Here is a 19,434-nt window from a genome sequence, read left to right on the forward strand (position 1 = left end):
CGGTCTCGCCCCTAGATTTGACGCCGGAGCCGCGTTGCGGCTACCCCGTCGCCAAATCTGCCGGGCGCGGCAGCGCGAATGCCCCGCCAAGCCCGCGGGTCATCCGGGCCGCCGCTCCTTTCGCTGCCCGCCCCGCCCCGGAACCCTCCGGCCGCTACACAGTGGGCGATGCAGTGTGGCGGCCGGTGTTAGAGTTCTTCGGGTGGTGCGCGATGACGTGTGTGCCTGCTGCTCGCGTGTCGCGCCGTTCGGTCCGCCGGCGTGCGGCGCCCATCGTTCAAGGTCGCGCAGTGGCTTGGGGGTTTACTGACGAAAACCAAGCGTGTTACGATTGAAGTGATGAGAGACGCCGCTGACGCAACAACGAAAGTGGGGACGACCATGACCGAAGCACCCGTACCACGCATTGACTCGGTGGCGATGCTGCCGAACTTGTTTCTGCGCGTGACCTACAAGGACGGCGAGGTGCGCTACGTGCGCAGCCCGGTGAACAAGCAGATCGCCGCCGGGGCCTCGCGCAAGGTGACCGCCAAAAGCCTGGGGGACATGATGCAGGCCAGCGCGGCGAGCTACATTCCTGCCAACGCCATCGACATCAACCCGGACAACACGTTCGCCGTGAATTCGGTGGACTACGACGGCGACGACCTGTACCGCAACGGGCGCCGGTCGTACATGGCGTAGCGCGGCAAGGGGCGGCCTCCCGGTGGGGGGCCGCCTTTGTGCGTCTCACGATGCCCGGCCGGATGCGCACGTTCGCGGCCAAACGGTGACAGTTCGACGGCATTAGTGATACAGTTAGCGTTTTAGCGGCATGACAGTTGTAAATATGGTATCATGATTCCGTCATGCAAAATCGGAAAAGAGGGGCATCATGGCCGAAGCGATCACGATCGATCATTTGAATTTTCATTATCCGGATGCGGATCATCCCACGCTCAAGGACATCAGCCTGACCGTGAACCAGGGCGAGTGGGTCGCCATCATCGGGCACAACGGATCCGGCAAGTCGACGCTCGCCAAGAACATCAACGGCCTGCTGGCGCCGGACTCGGGCACGGTGGTGGTCGGCGGGCTGACGCTGTCCGAGGAGACGGTGTGGGCGATCCGCGCGAAGGTCGGCATCGTGTTCCAGAACCCGGACAACCAGTTCGTCGGCGCCACGGTGGCCGACGATGTCGCGTTCGGACTGGAAAACCGCGGCGTGCCGCGCCCCGAGATGCTGGTGCGGGTGCAAGACGCGCTTGAGGCGGTCGGAATGAGCGAGTTTGCGACCCGCGAGCCGGCGCGGCTGTCCGGCGGCCAGAAGCAGCGCGTCGCCATCGCCGGCATTGTCGCGCAGCGCCCGGACATCATCATCCTGGACGAGGCGACGTCGATGCTGGACCCGGCCGGGCGCGCGGAGATCGTCGCGCTGATCCAGAAGCTGCGAGAGGCCACGAACCTGACCGTGCTGTCGATCACCCACGACATCGACGAGGCGGCCAAGGCCAACCGCGTGATCCTGCTCAACGACGGCGAGATCAAGGAAACCGGGACGCCAGCCGAGATTTTTGCTTACGGCCCCGAGCTGATCTCCCTGGGGCTGGACGTGCCGTACCCGGAGAAGCTCAAGGCGGCGCTGGCCGCCCGCGGCGTTGCGATGCCGTCTCACTACCTTGACGAGGAAGGCCTGGTGGATTACCTATGGACATTACATTCGACCATGTGAGCTTCACGTACCAAGCCGGGACGCCGTTCGCCGGGGTGGGGCTGAGAGACATCACCACCACGATTCGCGGCGGCGAGTACACGGCGATCATCGGCCACACCGGGTCGGGCAAGTCGACGCTGTTGCAGCACCTCAACGCGCTTTTGAAGCCGACCTCAGGCACGGTGACCATCGGCGACTTCACCATCACCGCCGAGACGTCGAACAAGAACCTGCGGCCGCTGCGTCAGAAGGTCGGGATGGTGTTCCAGTTCGCGGAGAACCAGCTGTTCGAGCAGACCGTCGCCCAAGACATCGCGTTCGGGCCCAAGAACTTCGGCGTGCCGGAGCAGGAGGCCCTCGACTTGGCGGCGAAAATGATGCCGCTGGTCGGGCTGCCAGACACGCTGCTGGACCGCTCGCCCTTCGACCTGTCCGGCGGGCAGATGCGCCGCGTGGCGATCGCCGGGGTGCTGGCGATGCAGCCGGAGGTGCTGGTGCTCGACGAGCCGACCGCGGGGCTTGACCCCGCCGGGCGCCTGGAGATGATGCAGATGTTCAACCGGCTGCACCAGGAGTCCGGGCTGACCATCGTGCTGGTCACGCACCAGATGGACGACGTGGCGGACTACGCGGACAACGTGCTGGTGATGCAAAACGGGGCCCTGGTGCGCCAGGGCGCGCCAGCAGACGTGTTCGCCGATCCCGCCTGGCTGCGCGAACACTCGCTGGGCCTGCCGAAAACCGCGGTGATGGCCGAAAAACTTGCGGCCAAGGGTTTTCGCTTCGATCCGCTGCCGCTGACCGCGGCGGCTTTGGCCGACCAGCTGGTCCCGCAGATCGGGGGTGGCGCCCGTGAATAAGCTGCTGCTTGGGCGTTACCTGCCCGGCGACTCCTGGGTCCACCGGCTGGACCCGCGGACCAAGCTGATGGCGAGCTTCTACTACATCGCCATCATTTTCCTCGCCAACAACTGGCAGTCGTACCTCCTGATGTTCGCCGTCACCATGGCGATGCTCGCGGCGTCCAAAATCAAACTGGGCTTCTTCCTGCGCGGCGTGCGGCCGATGATCTGGCTGATCCTGTTCACCGTGGTGCTGCAGATCTTCTTCACCAAGGGGGGGCCGACGTACTGGTCCTTCGGGTGGCTGGCGATCACGCAGTTCGGGCTGATCAACGGGGCGTTCATCTTCATGCGCTTCGTCTTGATCATCTTCGTCTCGACGCTGCTCACGCTGACCACGCAGCCGCTGTCTCTGGCGGACGCGGTGGAGTCGCTGCTGCGACCGCTGCGCAAGCTGCACGTGCCGGTCACGGAGCTGGCGCTGGTGCTGCAGATCGCGCTGCGCTTCGTGCCGACGTTGATGGATCAGACCACCAAGATCATGAACGCACAGCGCGCCCGCGGGGTCGATTTTGGCTCCGGCAACCTGTTCCAGCAGATGAAGGCCGTGGTGCCGCTTCTGATCCCGCTGTTCGTGGACTCGTTCACGATTGCCGAGGACCTCGCGACGGCGATGGACGCCCGCGGTTACCAGGGCGGGGACAACCGCACCAAGTACCGCGTGCTGCGCTACCACCGCGCCGACTGGCTTGCCGGTGCCGCGATGGTCGTGCTGACGGCGGCGTTGGTGCTGCTGCGCGCAAGATAGGACTGCGGTCGGGCGGTCGCCCCCACGGGGACGGCCGCTTTTGACTGCCGAAAGGACGACAATGACGCATTACAAACTGACGCTGGCCTACGACGGCACCAACTTCGCCGGCTACCAGGTCCAGCCGCACCAGCGCACAGTGCAGGGCGTGCTCCAAAAGGCGCTGGGCAAAATGGCCAAGTGCGAGTCGATTCACATCGACGGCTCCGGCCGCACGGACTCCGGCGTCCACGCGCTGGGGCAGGTGGTCTCCTTCGACTACCCGGGCGAGATCCCGGCGCGGTCGATGCTTCTGGCGATGAACTCGCTGATGCCCCTGGACATCGAGATCCTGAACGCCGAGATCGTGCCGGCCAGTTTTCACGCCCGCTACTCGGCCATCGGCAAGCGCTACATGTACCGCGTGGCGCGCGGGCGCTTCACCGACCCGTTCAACCGCCTGTACACCGGTCACTACCCGTACCCGCTGGACCTCGACTTGATTCGCGCGGCGCTGCCGGACGTGGTCGGCACGCACGACTTCACGAGCTTCGCGGCCAGCGGCGGCGTGATCGAGAACAAGGTGCGCACCATCTACGAGGCGACGGTGCGCGAGGACGCGGCGACAAACGAAATCGTGTTCGAGTTCTACGGCAACGGCTTTCTGTACAACATGGTGCGCATACTGGTGGCGACGCTGCTTGAGATTGGCAACGGCCGCCGCCCGGTGCACGACTTCCTGCGGCTGTACGAGGTCTTGGACCGCCAGCAGGCGAGGGGCACCGCCCCGGCCTCGGGGCTGTATTTGAAGGAAGTGTATTATCCGGACCAGGGCGGAGCGCGGCGGGCTTAGGACACCGTCTAGCGTAAGGCCAGCGCTTGGGCCGCACTATGGCCCGAGCGCTGGCCTTAGCTAGACGAGTGGCCGTTGCCGCGCGTAGCCCGACGACGACCAGAGGGCGAAGCAAGGCGGGTTTAGCGAATCGGCTAGCGGAAGACCCGCATTTGACGCGCACTTAGCTAGACGAACCGGCGTTGCGCCGTGTAGCCCGATGACCAGAGGGCGACTAGCCGGGTACGCCTGGTAGAGTTGACGAGAAAAACGCGCCGGGCGCGTTGACTTCCGCGCCCATTTTTGGTATGTTAGTAGCTGGTATTGTTTGCCCCACGATAAGCCCCGGAAACTTATGACGTGTCAAACAAGCACAGAAACATTGGAGGAAACAAATCGTGCGTACAACATTTATGGCTAAGCCAGGCGAAATCGAACGTAAATGGTATGTGATCGACGCAACGGACATCAGCCTTGGCCGTTTGGCTTCCGTCGTCGCTTCCATCCTGCGCGGCAAGAACAAGCCGACCTTTACCCCGCACGTTGACACCGGTGACAACGTCATCGTGATCAACGCCGCGAACCTGAAGCTGACCGGCAACAAGGCCAGCGACAAGATCTACTACCGTCACAGCCAACATCCAGGTGGTCTGAAGCATGAAGTTGCTGGCGATCTGCTGAAGAACGACCCAGCACGCTTGGTCGAATACGCTGTCAAGAAGATGCTGCCTACCAAGAACACTCTTGGTCACCAGCAATTCATGAAGCTTCACGTGTACGCAGGGGAAGATCACTCCCACGAAGCACAGAAGCCAGAAGTACTCGACATCACCAACCTAATCTAAGGAGGATACAACTGTGGCTCAAGTATCTTACAGCGGCACTGGTCGCCGCAAAAACTCCGTTGCCCGGGTCCGTCTGGTTCCTGGCTCCGGCAAAATCACAATCAACGGCAAGGACGTCCACGACTACCTGCCATATGAAAACCTCATCCTCGATCTGACCCAGCCGTTCGGCATCACCGAAACCACCGGTCAGTACGACGTCTTGGTTAACGCCAATGGCGGCGGCTTCACCGGCCAGACCGGTGCAATCCGTCACGGGATCTCCCGTGCGCTGCTCACCGTTGACCCAGACTTCCGCGGCCCTCTCAAGCGCGCCGGCATGCTCACGCGTGACCCTCGCATGAAGGAACGTAAGAAGCCAGGTCTGAAGAAGGCCCGTAAGGCTAGTCAGTTCTCCAAGCGTTAATATCAATCCTATTTTCGCGGGTATCGTCGATTCTTCGACGATACCGGAGGCCCGGCCTACTGTAAGTTCGCTCATTATGAGCGGACTTATTTTTTTGCTTTGAGAAGGCGTCCAGGGTCGCGTGAATAGGCGCTTTGCTGGCTCTGCGTTAACTGGTGGTGAAGAACAGTCTGATACTTATTGGGAGTTTCGCTTTGGCCGAACTCCTTTTATTTTATTAGGACTCAGCAGGAATTGACGCGTCTTAAGTTGCGGATAAGTAGATTACCTCCCCGTTTTTTGCTGCACGTTTACACTACTGAAACGGCGTAGTACAATCGGTAAGAAGTGCAAGCGCTTACGGCGGACAAATTTCGGGCGTGAGCGCGAAGGAGCGAGGACGATGGTGGGACTGGAGTGGCGCAAGTGGGTGCGCGGGCGGCGACTGTGGGCGTGCCTGCTGATTCTGGTGGCGCTGATGATCGGCTGCCTTGAGATGGAGCGGCGGCAGCAGGCCGCCGCAACGGACTGGCAGGTGCGCCAGGTCGACAAGCGACTGGCCCAGGCGCAACGCATGGCCAAGTCGGCCGACCCAACCGCGCGCCGGCTGGGGAAACAGGACCTGGCGAATCAAAAGCAGATCCGCCGGCGGATCGCGACCGGGGATGCTGCCGGCGTGCTCGCGGCGACCTGGCGCAGTTTTCAGGGCGGGACGAAGGGCGACAAACTGCCGGCCGTCGCGCCCATCGCGGACACCATGGTGACGATGCTGCACGCGGGCGAGGCCGAGGCGATGCGCGCCCAGCTGGTGTACTTGCGCCAGCACAATGTGGCGCCGATCCTGCCGCTGGCCATCCCGACCAACCCGGACACCGCGACGACCAACAACCTGGACGCCTACGATCAGCAGTTCTTCGCCCACACGCGCCAGTACCACCCCGACGCCTGGACCCAGGTCTGGCAGTGGGCTTCAGTCGGTGGCCTGCTGGTGGCGCTGGCCGTCTTGAACCTGTTTTTGGGCGATGCCTTAGCCGAGGAGCGGCACGGCCGCGTCGACCACGTGCGGTGGCTGCGGCTTCAAAACGTGTCGTGGCGGCGGCTGGTGCTGACCAAGTTCGCCTTTCACTTCGTGGCGTCACTGGCGCTGGTGGCTGCGGCGTTCGGGCTGTTTTTAATCTACGCCGCGGTTCGCTCCGGCCTCGGCGACCTGCGCTACCCGGTTCAGACCTGGGTGGCCGGCAAGGCGGTGACGCCGCACTGGGCCTGGTCAACCGCGCGGGACGACGCCAACTTTTTCCTGCCGCTTCAGATCCAGATTGCGCCGCTGGCCCGGTACCTGGGCCGCTACGCCGGGCTGGTCGTGGCGGTTTTGGCCGCCAACAGCGCCTTAGCCATGCTGGTCAACCGCTTCTTGCCCAGCCGCATCGCCGGGCTGATGATCGGCGTGGTGGCACCGCTACTGTTCTTCGTGCTGCCGACCAGCAAGTTCAGCCCTTGGACCTACCTGAACGGCGACTGGGTCGCCAGCAATTACCTGGCGCATGTGCTGGGCACCAGTGCGACGGTGTGGCCGTACGTGCTGGGCGGCATCATCGCGGTGGCGGCCCTGGCGCTGCTCGGGGCCTTGGTACCTGTGAAAGGACGGCGAGTCGCATGACTGAGATCAGTTTGTACCAGATGAGTTTTGCTTACCGGCACCACCCCGTGTACGAGAAGGCCAGCCTGACGCTGACCCAGCCCGGGGTCTACGGGCTGGTGGGCCCGAACGGCAGCGGCAAAAGCACGCTGTTCGACCTGCTGTGCGGGCTGCTGCGGCCACAGACCGGGACGATCACGCTGGACGGCGCGGCGCCGAGTGCCGGCGTGGTTTTCAACACCATCGCCTACGGACAGGACGCGGGTGTCCTGTACCCGCGGCTGTCGGGTGCCGACCACCTGCGCTTCGTGGCCAAACAGCACGGCCGAGACGCCGCGGCCATCGCCGCCGTGTCGGCCCAGCTGGACCTGGCCGCCTTCGTGGCCCAGCCCGTCGGCAGCCTGTCGATGGGCCAAAAGCAGCGGGTGGCGATCGCCTTGGCGCTTTTGCCGCAAACGCCGGTTTTGCTGCTGGACGAGCCGCTGAACGGTCTGGATCCGGATTCGGTGATCATCATCCGCAAGCTGCTGGTGGGGCTGCAAGACAGCGGCCGCATCGTGCTGGTGTCGTCGCACAACTTGGCGGAGCTTGAGAAGGTCACGAACCACTACCTGTTCAAGGTCGGCACCGCGCTGCAGGAGGAAGTGGTGACAACGGCGGCCGAGGCGCGGTACGAGGAGCTGTTCCACCGGGCGGCGACGGAGTAGGCGCCGAGTCGGGCGGCGCCTTGGGTGCGTGATCCGGACCGGGCTGGCGGTGCGAGGCGCCTGCTCGACCCGGGTGGCGGTGCGAGGAAAGGAGTGAGGGCGATGCTTGATCTGTGGTGGTGCCGGCTGCGGCGGTCCCGCCTTCTGGTGGCGCTAGCCGCGGTGGCGATGCTGCTCGGCAGCGGGGTGGCCGGTGTGACCTACTGGCGCAAGGCGCAGGAGGAGCAGGCGCTGGCGGCCAGGCTGAATCGGCAGGTGGAGGACCTGGCGCAGGAGGTGGCGCAGGCCCCGGCGAAGCCGAAGCAGCCGAAGGCAGCCGAGCGGCCGTACTGGCAGGCGCTGGCACTCAAAAAGCGGCTGGTGACCGACCAGCACCACGCGGCTTCGGCGCTTGAAGTGCGGGACTACCGAGGCTTCACCCGCAACTACGCCGCCGCCCTGACGACGACCCTGGCGCTTGAGAAGGTGCAACCCGGCAGCGGGCTGGCGCTGACCCAGACGACGCTGGCGGCGCTGAAAAGCCGGCGCCGGCGCGCCCTCAAGGTGGCGGCCAGCGGCCAGACGCTGATCTGGTCGACCTGGTCGCTGGCGCCGCGGGCACTGGCGGCGCGCTGCCTCGCCTTTTTGGCCTGGGCGCCGGTGGTCGTGTTCGTCGCAATCGGGGCCGGGGCGCTGTGGCGGGAGCTGTTCGACACGCCGGCCTGGCGCTTCCAGCTCTTGACCACCAGGCGGCGCTTGCACCTGCAGGCCGTGGACCTCGGCGTCGGCGTGTCGCTGCTGACGGGCTTTGCCGCGGTGGCGGTCGGCGTCGCCGCGCTGTGGGGCCTGGTGCTCGGCGGCGGCGAGGTGGTGAGCTGGCGGTACCCGCTGAGCAACGACTTGACCCTGGGCCACCAGTGGCTGACGCAGCTGGCCTACTGGCTGCCGCTGGCCGTGCTTGCGGTGAGCTGGTGCCAGCTGGGGACGCTGGCCGTGCGCCAGCTCAGCGGGAGGCTGGCACTGCTTTTGGCGGTCGCCGCCGCGGCCGGGGTCGTGCCGGGGGACGCCAACCCGCTGGGGCAGCTGCAGGGGATCGTGCTGGCGCCGGCCAGAACGGCGGCGCGGTGGCCGGTCGTGGTGCTGCTCGGGCTGGCCGCGCTGGTCGCGGCCGGGTCACTGTGGCGGCTGCGCACGGCGCGCGGCAGTCGGACGGCCTGAAGCGGTCCAATACGCTGGCCTCGCACAGCGATTGCGAGGCCTTTTTGGCGCGCACGGGCGACTGCGGGAGACTGGAGGCGACGCGAGACGACGGGAGGCAAAAAGCATGATGAGTCTTGCAACGCAGTACCACGAGGCGCCAGCCACGGGGCGGCCGATTTTCCCTTGGGGTGGTACCCCAACCTGACGCAGGCGTGGGACCACGCGTACTTCGCGCCGCACTGGCACGAAGCCGCGGAGCTGATCGCGGTGGCGGCGGGGCGGCGCGGGTGATGAGCGCCGGTGACTGCGCGCTGATTGCACCCAACACGCTGCACGCGGCGTTCACGACCGGAGCCGATTCGGGGAATGCTGTAGCGCGAGCAGATAAGTTGACGGGAAATTTTACCGCGGGTACGATACACAATAGATGAGCATCGGAGTCGTGGGGCGGCAAACGCGTTGCCGGCAACACCCGCGGCTTAGGCGAACGATCCGGCGGCAAGCGCCACCAGTAGCCAACTCAGACCAGGCCCCGACTAGGCCATCGTATGCATAGGATAGTGGAACCCGCCCAGCACCACAGCGGGAAGATGAAAAGGGTACGGATCACCATCCGCGCGTCGCACCACAGGGACGGCCTACTCGATGAGGTAGCCGCGGCGGTCCCCAGACGCGCGGCGCACGCACCGGCTGCACACATACCAGCATTGCCCCGGGCGGTTCCGGGAGGTCCTGCAGCAACAGGCCGTGCACAGCACCGCGCGCAGATTCAACTGAAGCTAATTCAATCGCGCCGAATCCGGTTCGGGGGCCACCCCGGGCCGGGTTTGGCGCGTCTTTGCGTGTCCCGGGGCGTGCGCATGCGTGACTACGTTGCAAGGCAAAGTAGCGTGCGGCATGGCCACATCTGGTCGGCGAGGCGCCGCGCGCCTGGCCGTTGAGTCGCGACACCGTTTTTGCTAAGATTAGGCTGACTTAGTAAGGAGAGATGTGTGATGGCAACGATTGACTTACCCGCAACGCTGAAGGCGATTCCCATCGACGACCTCGATGAGGACCTGTTTGCGCGAATGCAGTTCATCTGGGAGACCATGAGCCTGCCGGCCGACACCCCGGTCACGGTGGTCGAGGGGCGGCACGTGGATGACGTCGGCTTCCGTGCGCTGCGGCCCGCGGATCTGGATCAGGATCTCGCCTGGCCCACCGATGAGGCGGCGGTTGCTTTTCTCGGGCAGTACGACGCGGATGCCCGGCATGCGACCTTCCCGCTACCGATGCCGATGGCGCTGTGGCTGCTCGGCCAGTGGCAAGCGGGGGAGCGGGCACCGCTGCTGCCGGAGCTTTTGCACGCGATTGTGCCGGCCGATTACGATGACGCGACCTACGACGTCGCCAGCCCGGTGATCGCGTGGAACGACGATCATCCGGTGCCGGAGACGCTGAGCGGCGTGACCCCGGATCAGATGGCCTGGTTCAAGCACAACTTCGACCTGAGAGGGATTGCCTACCCGCTGACCGAGGTGAGCGATGGGGGGTTCATGCGGAGCAGCAGTGGCCCGCTCGATGGCCCTTACCTCAACCGCGCCGGCCAGATGGACACATCGGGGCGTGAGCTTTACATCCAGCACAACCACGTGCCGCTGGTGCGCTATGTCATCGATGCGCATGAGCACCGTGATTGGTACACCGGTTACTTGTCGCACGGGCCGGCCGGGAAGATGACCAATCATTATTACGATGAACGTGTCTACACCGACGGGCTCTCGGCCTGGATGACGCGCAACGAGACGATTCGCGCCATTCGCGAGATTATTCGCATCGGCTACGGCAGGGACTAACGAAGGCGGAGACAGAAGAAAGCGTGGGAGACAATGCTACAGGTAACCTATCACGATAATTACAAAATCGTCCCGGTGCGCGGGATGAATCAGCTGCTGTTCGCGCGCATTCTTTACGCGTGGCGCACCCTGATGGTGGCTTACGGGGCCGGCTGGGACAAGGAGGATCCCGCGGAGGCCATCGCCCGCAGCCTGCCCGACGATGAGCGGGTGGGGCTGAGCGCCGCCACGCTCGGTCAGGACCTGGCCTGGCCGCACCAGGCGCCGTTCAGCGCCCTTTTTAACAGCTACAACTCGCACGCGGCCACCGTCACCTACCCCGTGCCGATGCCGATTGGGCTCTGGCTGGCCAGCCATTTCCAGCTCCCGACGTTCAGTCCAGACAATCCGGAGCAGGCGCTGAGCCAGGACGAAATCGGAGCCGTGGTGCCCGTCGACTACCCGACGGATGACTACACGGTGCCGGCCAAGCTGCTGAAGTGGCTCAAGCGCCACCCGCTCGACGTGGGGCCGGTCTTTCATTACCGCTCGGACGAGGAGTCGACTTGGCAGGTCGAACATTACGACCGGTACACGATGATCACCGACATCGCGGCGGCCTTCGACGAGCTGGACCCGACCGCACTGATGGCGGAGGGCCAGCAGTCGGACCTCGTGGTGATGGACACCGGCCGCCGCGCGCTGGAAGGCACCCGGGGCGCCCGGCTGCATCCGGATTACGGGCCGGCCTTCCGCTACCAGCTGGTGGCCAAAGACGGCGAGAAGCTTGCACCGCATCATGGCATTGCGGATGGCTTTTCCCTGCCGGCGCCGGGCTGGCTCACCGACCGTGAGTACGGCGAGGCGCTGCGGGCCCGCCTGGACGCGGAGTTTGTGCCGCGGCCAAAGCCTGAGAAGGTCATTGAGCCCAAGAAAAAAAAGCCCGAGACGGGCTTTTGGGCGATGTTCAGGCATCCTGATTAGGCGTAGTAGTAGCGGAAAAACTTGAACCACAGGATACCGACAATGACGCTGACAACGAGGTCGAACCACAGCCAGCCACCGAGGGCGATGCAGGCATAAACGACGAACGCCAGCCCGATGACCAGGCCGATTGACCAACCAACCGCGCCGCCACGGCGCAGGTCTGGCTCGCTGAAGTCCTGCCAGATGGTGCCAATCACCCACAACCAGAAGCCGACTCCGAAGACGTTGAAGATCAGCCCGAACAGCGAGAAGTGAACCAGCGAGCGCAGGACCAGCAGCGCCCAGCTCGGCAGCAGGAAACTGTTGCCGAGGCGTCCTAGGTTGCGGTACCCCTCTGCGCTGATGTCGTGTTTGAACTCTTGCTTGCGATTGTACATGTCGCTGCCCCCGTAACGTTTTTTCTTAGTATAGCATAAGTCAGGCCGGCGGCGGCCCCACTCGAGACAACGGTGGGGCCGACGCCGGCCGTCGTGGTCACCAGTGGCAATCCCCAGGAAACCGTGTATACTGGAGGCAGGAGGATAATCAACCATGACTAACGTGTTCGAGTTATCGCGCGTCTCGTACGCGCCGGGCGGGCAGGCAATCCTGAAGGGCATCGACCTGACCGTGCCGGCCAACGCGCTGTGGACCATCACCGGGCCGTCCGGGTCGGGCAAAAGCACGCTGCTGAGGCTTCTCGCGACGCTTTTGACCCCGACTTCCGGCACCATCACCTACAACGGCCAACCGCAGGCCGCCATCGAAAAGCCGGCCTACCGCAAGGAGGTGTCCTACTGCTTCCAGCAGCCGAGCCTGTTCGGCGAGACCGTCCAGGACAACCTGGCCTTCCCGTTCGCAATCCGCAACCAGCCTTTCGACCGCGACCGGGCGCTGGCCGCGCTGGATTCAGTCGCGCTGGCGCCAAGCCAGCTGGACGCCAAGGTCACCGCGCTGTCCGGCGGCGAGAAGCAGCGCGTCGCCTTGATTCGCAACCTGCTTTTTCCGCCCAAGGTGCTGCTGCTCGACGAGGTGACCACCGGCCTGGACGCCGACACCAAGGCGCTGGTGCACCGGTTGATCCTGCGCCAGCACGACGCGGGGCTGACCGTGCTGTCGGTGACGCACGACGAGACGGAGATCGCGGCCGCCGGCAAGCTGGTCACCATTCGCGGTGGGGAGGTGCAGCATGACTAACCTGATTGTGAGCCCAACGGCCCTGGCCTTCGCCGTCGTGCTGGTGCTGATCGCGCTGGGCATCAACCTGCACGAGAAGATCGGCCTGGAAAAAGACATGGTGATCGGCGTCGTCCGGGCGGTCGTGCAGCTGACCGTCGTCGGGTACGTGCTGACCTACATCATCAAGGTCGACCGGCTGTGGCTGACCGGCTTGATGGTCGCCATCATCCTCTTCAACGCCGCGCTGAACGCCAACAAGCGCGCGGCCGGCATTCCGCACGCCTTCCCAATCAGCCTGTTGGCGATCGGCACGGCGACGATCCTGACGCTGGCGCTTCTGGTCGGCGCCGGCGCCCTGCGCTTCACGCCGAGCCAGATTGTGCCGGTGTCCGGGATGATCGCGTCCAACTCGATGGTCGCCATCGGCCTGGCCTACCGCAGCATGAACACGCAGTTTCGCGACCAGCGCCAGGCGGTGCTCGAGCGGCTGGCGCTCGGCGCCGACCTCAAACAGGCCTCGCGCGCGATCGTCCGCGAGGCGATCCGCACCGGCATGGCGCCGACCATCGACTCGGCCAAAACGGTCGGCATCGTTAGCCTGCCGGGGATGATGTCCGGCCTGATTTTCGCCGGCGTCGACCCGACCAAGGCGATCATGTACCAGATCATGGTCACGTTCATGCTGCTGGCGGCCACCAGCATCGGCTCCGTCATCGCCTGCTACCTGGCGTACCCGCGCTTCTACAACGCGGACGAGCAGCTGCGGTAGCGGTTCTGTGATGCCGGGCGCAGGCGTGGCCGCACCGCGGCTTCCGGCTCCGGGCCAAGATGCCGGGCGCAGGCGTGGCCGCACCGTGGCTTCCGGCTCCGGGCCAAGGCGGCGGAACGCGTGCGGCTCTCCTGAGCCCGAAGTGCGGTCTCAGGACCCGCCGTTGCTGTAAACCGGCAAGTGCGGCCGGTTAACAGCAATGTCACGCTGGCTCGCCTTGGCCCGGAGCCTCCAGCCGCGGTGGGCCGCGCCGGCGCCCTACACAGTGGAGGGTGGCAGTGTTTGGTCGAGCGTGTGTGCTTCGCTGAGGCGCCTGACCCGAATCGGGTTTGGCGTTCGCGTGAAGGGTCGCGTTGCTGTGCTGGATGGACGGCAGGCACCGGCCGCGTGCCGTCTTTAGTACCACCTCAGTTTCGCCCGCCAGGTGGTGGGCGAAACTTTTTTTGCTCATTTCGTTGACAAACGTAAACACGATGGCTAAGATGAATCTTGTGAGTGACAGATGTAAACACAGGAGGTTAACCATGGCAGTTCAAGAAATGTCCCGCGCGGAGTGGGAAGTGATGCGCGTCGTCTGGACCAAGGGGGCGGCGACCAGCAACGACATCATCGCGGTGCTGGGTGAGAAGCGCGACTGGTCGGACTCGACCGTCAAAACCCTGCTGCGCCGGCTGGTCGGCAAGGGCGCGCTGGCGACGACCAAGGACGGGCGCCAGTTCACCTACACGCCGCTGATTGGCGAGCAGGCGACGATGCAGCAGGAGGCCCAAGACTTTTTTGCTCGGCTGTGCGACATGAAAAAAGGCGCGGTGCTGACCGCGCTGGTGCAGGACACGACGCTGAGCCTTGGCGACATCGCCAAGCTGCACGCGGTGCTGAATGCCAAGGCGCAGACGGCGCCGGAAGAGGTGCCCTGCAACTGTCTGGGCGACGCCTGCACCTGCGAGATGAAGGAGGCAAGCCATGAGTAAGCTCATCGTGACTGTGGTGGCGCTGGCCCTGATCGGCTTCATTCTCTGGTGGTTCTTCGGCAAGCACCAGGTCGCAAGCGCGGCGGCGACGGTGCAGGGGACGACCCAGCACATCGACGTGAAGGTGGCCGGCGGCTACACGCCGGAGCGCGTGGTGCTGCAGGCCGGGGTGCCGGCGGTGCTGACCTTCACGCGCAGCGACCCGTCGGCCTGCCTGGACCGGGTGGTGTTCCCCGATTTTGGCATCAACCAGGCGCTGCCGCAGGGCGAGCCCGAGGCCATCACCATCGACACCAGCAAGCCCGGCACCTACACCTGGGCGTGCGGGATGGACATGTTTCACGGTCAGTTAGTCATCGAATAATACCGGAGGGAATCAACATGAGTCAAGCAAGTCAAAACGTCAACATTCAAGTCGCAGGCGGCTACCAGCCGCAGATTGTCGAGCTCAAGGCCGGGGTGCCGGCCACCTTGACCTTCACCCGCACCAGCGCCCAGGGCTGTCTGGATGTCGTGCACTCCGAGCAGCTCGGGTTTGACACCGCGCTGCCGTTGAACCAGCCGCAGACCGTGACGCTGAGCACGACGGCGGCCGGCACTTACACCTTCAGCTGCGGCATGGACATGTTTCACGGCCAGGTGGTGATTCGCTGATGAGCATTCGGACACGCTTTTGGGTCGCCCTGGTGCTCAGCCTGCCGATGCTGGCCCAGATGGTGCTGATGCCACTTGGGGTGATGCTGCCGGGCGGCGACTGGCTGGCGCTTGGCCTGACCACCGTGATCATGGCCGTCACCGCCGTGCCGTTTTGGCGCAGCGCCTGGGCCAGCTTCACCAAGCACCACGCGAACATGGACACGCTGGTCGCGCTGGGCACGGCGATCACCTACTTCTACAGCCTGTACGCGATGGCGACCGGCCGGCCGGTGTTCTTTGAAACCGCGGCGGTGGTGGTGACCTTCATCATGCTCGGCCAGGTCTTCGAGGAGCGGATGCGCGACAACGCCTCGAGCGCCGTCGCCAAGCTCGCCAACCTGCAGGCCAAGGACGCGGCGGTGGTCCGCGGGGATGACGTCGTGCGGGTGCCGGTCGACCAGATCGTGGTCGGCGAGCGCATCCGCGTGCGCCCCGGGGAGAAAATCGCCGTGGACGGCGTGATCGTCTCAGGCGCCACCAGCATCGACGAGTCGATGGTCACCGGCGAGAGCCTGCCGGTCGAAAAAACCACCGGTGACCGCGTGATCGGCGCGACCCTCAACGGTACCGGCACCGTGGACTTCACCGCCGACAAGGTGGGGGAGGACACGATGCTCGCGCAGATCGTCGCGATGGTCAAAAACGCGCAGAACTCCCGCGCCCCGATCCAGAAGCTGACGGACAGGGTCGCCGACGTCTTCGTGCCCGCGGTTTTGATTGCCGCCATCGCGACGTTTTGGCTCTGGTTCGTGCTGCTCGGCGCGGGGCTGGCCACCAGCCTGATCTTCGCCGTGTCCGTTGTGGTCATCGCCTGCCCGTGTGCCTTGGGGCTGGCGACGCCGACCGCGTTGATGGTCGGCACCGGCCGGGCCGCCCGCGCCGGGATTTTGATCAAGAACGGCGAGGTGCTGGAGGCCGCCAACGGCATCGACACCGTGGTGTTCGACAAGACGGGCACCATCACCAATGGGACGCCGGTGGTCACCGATGTGATCGGCGACGAAGCGGCGGTGCTGCGCCTCGCCGCGGCGCTTGAGGGCGCGTCCGAGCACCCGCTGGCCGCCGCCATCCTGGCCAAGGCCAAGGCGCTTGACCTGAGTGCGCCGGCGCCGCGCGACTTCGCCGCCGTCGCCGGCAAGGGCGTCACCGGTACCGTCGACGGCGCGCCGGCCTTCGTCGGCAACGCCAAGCTTGCGGCCGATTACCGCGTGCCGGCGGACTTGGCCGCCCAGGTCGCAGCGCTTCAGGACGCGGCCAAGACCGTGGTGTACGTCGGCCAGGCCGGCGCGGTCACCGGCCTGATCGCGATTCAAGACGTCGCCAAGCCGACCTCGCAGGCGGCCATCCAGGCCCTGCACGACCGGGGCCTGAAGACGGTGATGCTGACGGGCGACAACGAGCGCGTCGCCGCCGCCGTCGCGGCTTCGGTCGGCATCGACCAGGTGATCGCCGACGTCCTGCCGCAGGACAAGGCGGCCGCGGTCCAGCGCCTGCAGGAACACGGCAAGGTGGCCTTTGTCGGCGACGGCATCAACGACGCGCCGGCTTTGACCGTCGCGGACCTCGGCATCGCGATGGGCTCGGGCACGGACATCGCCATCGACGCCGGTGGCATCGTGCTGGTCAAAAACGACCTGAGAGACGTTGCGACGGCGCTGGCCCTGAGCCAGAAAACCTTCGGGCGCATCAAGCTCAACTTATTTTGGGCCTTCATCTACAACGTGCTGGGCATTCCCGTCGCGGCGGGTGTCTTCTCGGCCCTCGGCGTGGTGCTGAGCCCGGAGCTCGCCGGCCTGGCCATGGCGGCCTCGTCGCTGTCCGTGGTCACCAGCTCACTTTTGCTGAACCGCACCAGGCTCGCCAAGCGCCGCCGGGTTGCGGCGTGACGCCCCACTGACGCGGGCCTCCAACCATTGTCAACTGACGATGATTGGGGGCCCGCTTGCGTTTGTGATGGGGTGGCTAGCGTGATGCCAGCCCGCTCAGGTACGCGGTGATGTCTCGCTTGGTTGCCTCAATGATTGCCTGCTTGTCGTTTTCGATCAGGTCCAGACCCTGGGCACGGATCAGGGTCATCTTGGAGAGGCCCATGAAGTTCAGGATGGTGCGCACGTACAGGGGCGCGAGGTCGGCGTTGACGTAGCGCAGGTCCTTTGAGTAGTCGCTGCCGCTGGTCTGGATGTAGGCGACGGTCTGCGTGCCGTCGAGCAGCCCGACGGAGCCGTCGTCGGTGTACTTGAAGGTCTTGTTGGCGATCAAAATGTTGTCGACGTAGGTCTTGAACTTGGCGGTGACGTTGAAGTTGTGCAGCGGCGACAGGATCAAGATCAGCTCGGCGCGGCGCCACTGGGCGATCAGCGCGTCCTGCTGGGCCGCCACGCTGGCCGGGTCGGCCATCACCGCACCGGTGAGCTCGGGCATCGCAAGGGCCGGGTCGTACAGGTTCAGCCGCTCGACGGTGGCGCCGGGGCGAAGGCGGTGCAGCACGGAGAGGGCGTGGGCCTCCAGCTGGTTGGTGGCGCGGGCTGGGTTTTGGTAGTCGGGGTGGGCGTTGATGAGTAGAATGGTCATGAGAGAGTCCTTTCTGATTGCGTTGTGAGGGTGAGGGAAAAATGCTGAGACTTGATGAGACGCTGGCGGCGCCGCTGCACCGCCAGCTGTACCTGCAGCTGCGCGCCGAAATCGAGACCGGGGTGCGTTCGGCCGGGCAAAAGCTGCCCAGCACGCGCTTTTTGGCCCGGCAGCTGGGCGTGAGCCGCAACACGGTGGACCACGCGTACCAGGACCTGGTGGCCGAGGGCTACCTCGTCGCGCGGGCGGGGGCGGCCCACCGGGTGACCGCAACGCTTCCACTGGCGGTGCCGGCCGCCTCTGCGCTGCCGCGCCGGGAGCGCGCCTTTGCCTTCGACTTCACGGAGGGCTACGACGAGCTGCGGCTTTTTCCCGCCCAGGCCTGGCAGGCGGCGACGCAGCGCGTGCTGGCGCGCGGCATCGCGCACATTCAGCCGGCGGCCGGGGACCCCAGCTACCGCCAGCAGCTGGTGCACCTGCTGGCGCGGCTGCACGGCGTCGCCTGCGACCCAAGCCAGGTGGTGGTGACGGCGGGCTTCACGGAGGCCGCGGCGATCATCGCCCACCTGGTGCCGGCGCTTGCGCAGCGCGGCCTGGCGGTGCCGGAGCCCGTGGCGCCCAATGCCCGCGAGGTGTGGGCGACGCTGGGCGTACCGGTGGTGCCGGTGCGCGACCTGGCGCAGGTCGCCGGCGGGCTTGTCGGTGCGGGTGGGGCCGCGCTGGCACGCGGCGAGGGGACAGCGGCCGCCGCGGCCGCCGGTGGGCTGCTGCTGGCGCCGACGCACAATTTTCCTGACGGTGCCGGGCTTGACGCCGTAACCCGGCGCGCGGTGGCCGCGCGGCTGGCCGCCAACGACCAGGTCCTGATCGAGCTGGACACCGACGGCACGCTGACCTACGACGGCCAGGCGGCGCCGGCCCTGCACCAGGCGCTCGGCGGGCGGAACGCGTTTTACTACATGAACTTCGACGAGACGCTGGGCTCGTCTTTGTGCGCCGGGGTGCTGGTGATTCCTGCGGCGCTGGTGCCGCGCTTTGCGGCCATCTACGGCAAGCTGCCGAACCGCAACTCGCAGCTGCAGCAGCAAGTGCTCAGCCAGCTGATCGCCAACGACGCGCTGGAGCGGTACCTGCGCCAGCTGACCATCGTCTACGCCAACCGCCGGCGCCTTCTGGTCGACACCGTGGCGGCCGCGTTCGGGCCGGCGGTGACGCCGCTTGGCACGGCCGCCGGCAGCTTCGTGCCGCTGGCCCTGCGCACCCGGGTGCCGGTGGCGGAGCTGATCGCGCGCGCCGCCGCTGCCGGGGTCGGGCTGGTGGACCCGGACCGCTGCTGGCACGACCTGCGCCCGGCCTACCCGAGCGTCGTGCTGAGCTTTCGCCAGACCGACGACGCGGCGATCACCGGCGGCATCGCCGCGATGGCCGTGGCCTGGCAACACCTCTTAGTATAGGCGTCGGGCCGCGGCGACCAAGGGCCAGTGCCGGCGAAAAAGTTGGGGCCAGTTGACCGCCAAGGCGCGGGCCGGCCTGGAATCAGCAGACACAAAAAGGGACCA

At 65.7% G+C, this 19,434-nt stretch carries 21 protein-coding genes; 19 read left to right on the forward strand and 2 right to left on the reverse strand.

Annotated features, from left to right (window positions below):
* Positions 1 to 381: 381 nt before the first annotated feature.
* From LE416_RS00175 to LE416_RS00230, 12 genes are all read left to right on the forward strand, one after another.
* Complete coding sequence (locus tag LE416_RS00175) at positions 382 to 684, forward strand: hypothetical protein (RefSeq protein WP_225046487.1); 303 nt, start codon at positions 382 to 384, stop codon at positions 682 to 684.
* Positions 685 to 874: 190 nt separating this feature from the next.
* The gene (locus tag LE416_RS00180) at positions 875 to 1,711 is read left to right on the forward strand and encodes an energy-coupling factor ABC transporter ATP-binding protein (RefSeq protein ID WP_225046488.1); all 837 of its coding nucleotides are present in this window, start codon (positions 875 to 877) and stop codon (positions 1,709 to 1,711) included.
* Positions 1,687 to 2,553 carry an energy-coupling factor ABC transporter ATP-binding protein gene (locus LE416_RS00185; protein ID WP_225046489.1) on the forward strand — a complete coding sequence of 289 codons (867 nt, stop codon included), beginning with the start codon at positions 1,687 to 1,689 and terminating at the stop codon, positions 2,551 to 2,553. The genes LE416_RS00180 and LE416_RS00185 overlap by 25 nt, the downstream gene beginning before the upstream one ends.
* Complete coding sequence (locus tag LE416_RS00190) at positions 2,546 to 3,343, forward strand: energy-coupling factor transporter transmembrane component T family protein (RefSeq protein WP_225046490.1); 798 nt, start codon at positions 2,546 to 2,548, stop codon at positions 3,341 to 3,343. The genes LE416_RS00185 and LE416_RS00190 overlap by 8 nt, the downstream gene beginning before the upstream one ends.
* Positions 3,344 to 3,404: 61 nt before the next feature.
* Positions 3,405 to 4,175, forward strand: a complete 771-nt coding sequence (gene truA / locus LE416_RS00195; RefSeq protein WP_225046491.1) for a tRNA pseudouridine(38-40) synthase TruA — start codon at positions 3,405 to 3,407, stop codon at positions 4,173 to 4,175.
* A gap of 377 nt (positions 4,176 to 4,552) precedes the next feature.
* On the forward strand, positions 4,553 to 4,999 hold the full coding sequence (gene rplM, locus LE416_RS00200) for a 50S ribosomal protein L13 (RefSeq protein WP_225046492.1): 447 nt from the start codon (positions 4,553 to 4,555) through the stop codon (positions 4,997 to 4,999).
* 13 nt (positions 5,000 to 5,012) lie between these two features.
* Positions 5,013 to 5,405, forward strand: a complete 393-nt coding sequence (gene rpsI / locus LE416_RS00205; protein WP_225046493.1) for a 30S ribosomal protein S9 — start codon at positions 5,013 to 5,015, stop codon at positions 5,403 to 5,405.
* 382 nt (positions 5,406 to 5,787) lie between these two features.
* Entirely contained in the window at positions 5,788 to 7,041 is a 1,254-nt protein-coding gene (locus tag LE416_RS00210) for a hypothetical protein (RefSeq protein WP_225046494.1), read from the forward strand.
* Entirely contained in the window at positions 7,038 to 7,727 is a 690-nt protein-coding gene (locus LE416_RS00215; RefSeq protein WP_225046495.1) for an ATP-binding cassette domain-containing protein, read from the forward strand. Before LE416_RS00210 ends, LE416_RS00215 begins: the two co-directional genes overlap by 4 nt.
* Before the next feature lie 102 nt (positions 7,728 to 7,829).
* Complete coding sequence (locus LE416_RS00220; protein ID WP_225046496.1) at positions 7,830 to 8,924, forward strand: hypothetical protein; 1,095 nt, start codon at positions 7,830 to 7,832, stop codon at positions 8,922 to 8,924.
* Positions 8,925 to 9,901: 977 nt separating this feature from the next.
* Positions 9,902 to 10,744, forward strand: a complete 843-nt coding sequence (locus tag LE416_RS00225; protein WP_225046497.1) for a hypothetical protein — start codon at positions 9,902 to 9,904, stop codon at positions 10,742 to 10,744.
* A 33-nt stretch (positions 10,745 to 10,777) separates the two neighbouring features.
* A complete protein-coding gene (locus LE416_RS00230) occupies positions 10,778 to 11,707 on the forward strand; it encodes a hypothetical protein (RefSeq protein WP_225046498.1) in 930 nt (309 codons plus the stop codon).
* Here the strand turns inward: LE416_RS00230 and LE416_RS00235 are convergent.
* Positions 11,704 to 12,087 (reverse strand): hypothetical protein, encoded by a 384-nt coding sequence (locus LE416_RS00235; RefSeq protein ID WP_225046499.1) that lies wholly within the window; start codon positions 12,085 to 12,087, stop codon positions 11,704 to 11,706. The two genes, LE416_RS00230 and LE416_RS00235, sit on opposite strands and share 4 nt — an antisense overlap.
* 154 nt (positions 12,088 to 12,241) lie before the next feature.
* On the opposite strand from LE416_RS00235, the gene LE416_RS00240 reads away from it, so the two are divergent.
* The 6 genes from LE416_RS00240 to LE416_RS00265 all read left to right on the forward strand — a co-directional run bounded on the left by LE416_RS00240 (position 12,242) and on the right by LE416_RS00265 (position 17,190).
* Positions 12,242 to 12,886, forward strand: a complete 645-nt coding sequence (locus LE416_RS00240) for an ABC transporter ATP-binding protein (RefSeq protein ID WP_225046500.1) — start codon at positions 12,242 to 12,244, stop codon at positions 12,884 to 12,886.
* A complete protein-coding gene (locus tag LE416_RS00245; protein WP_225046501.1) occupies positions 12,879 to 13,637 on the forward strand; it encodes an ABC transporter permease in 759 nt (252 codons plus the stop codon). Before LE416_RS00240 ends, LE416_RS00245 begins: the two co-directional genes overlap by 8 nt.
* Positions 13,638 to 14,161: 524 nt before the next feature.
* Entirely contained in the window at positions 14,162 to 14,608 is a 447-nt protein-coding gene (locus LE416_RS00250) for a CopY/TcrY family copper transport repressor (RefSeq protein WP_225046502.1), read from the forward strand.
* Entirely contained in the window at positions 14,601 to 14,972 is a 372-nt protein-coding gene (locus LE416_RS00255) for a cupredoxin domain-containing protein (protein WP_225046503.1), read from the forward strand. The genes LE416_RS00250 and LE416_RS00255 overlap by 8 nt, the downstream gene beginning before the upstream one ends.
* 17 nt (positions 14,973 to 14,989) lie before the next feature.
* Positions 14,990 to 15,262: a cupredoxin domain-containing protein gene (locus LE416_RS00260; protein WP_225046504.1), complete on the forward strand. Its 273-nt coding sequence runs from the start codon at positions 14,990 to 14,992 to the stop codon at positions 15,260 to 15,262.
* The gene (locus LE416_RS00265; RefSeq protein ID WP_225046505.1) at positions 15,262 to 17,190 is read left to right on the forward strand and encodes a copper-translocating P-type ATPase; all 1,929 of its coding nucleotides are present in this window, start codon (positions 15,262 to 15,264) and stop codon (positions 17,188 to 17,190) included. The genes LE416_RS00260 and LE416_RS00265 overlap by 1 nt, the downstream gene beginning before the upstream one ends.
* 76 nt (positions 17,191 to 17,266) lie before the next feature.
* Here the strand turns inward: LE416_RS00265 and LE416_RS00270 are convergent, their stop codons facing one another.
* Complete coding sequence (locus LE416_RS00270; RefSeq protein ID WP_225046506.1) at positions 17,267 to 17,875, reverse strand: FMN-dependent NADH-azoreductase; 609 nt, start codon at positions 17,873 to 17,875, stop codon at positions 17,267 to 17,269.
* Positions 17,876 to 17,916: 41 nt separating this feature from the next.
* Here LE416_RS00270 and LE416_RS00275 point away from each other — a divergent pair, with 41 nt between their 5' ends.
* A complete protein-coding gene (locus LE416_RS00275) occupies positions 17,917 to 19,329 on the forward strand; it encodes an aminotransferase-like domain-containing protein (protein ID WP_225046507.1) in 1,413 nt (470 codons plus the stop codon).
* Positions 19,330 to 19,434: the final 105 nt, after the last annotated feature.

This window comes from Lacticaseibacillus kribbianus, from assembly GCF_020180945.1.
Lineage (GTDB): Bacteria > Bacillota > Bacilli > Lactobacillales > Lactobacillaceae > Lacticaseibacillus > Lacticaseibacillus kribbianus.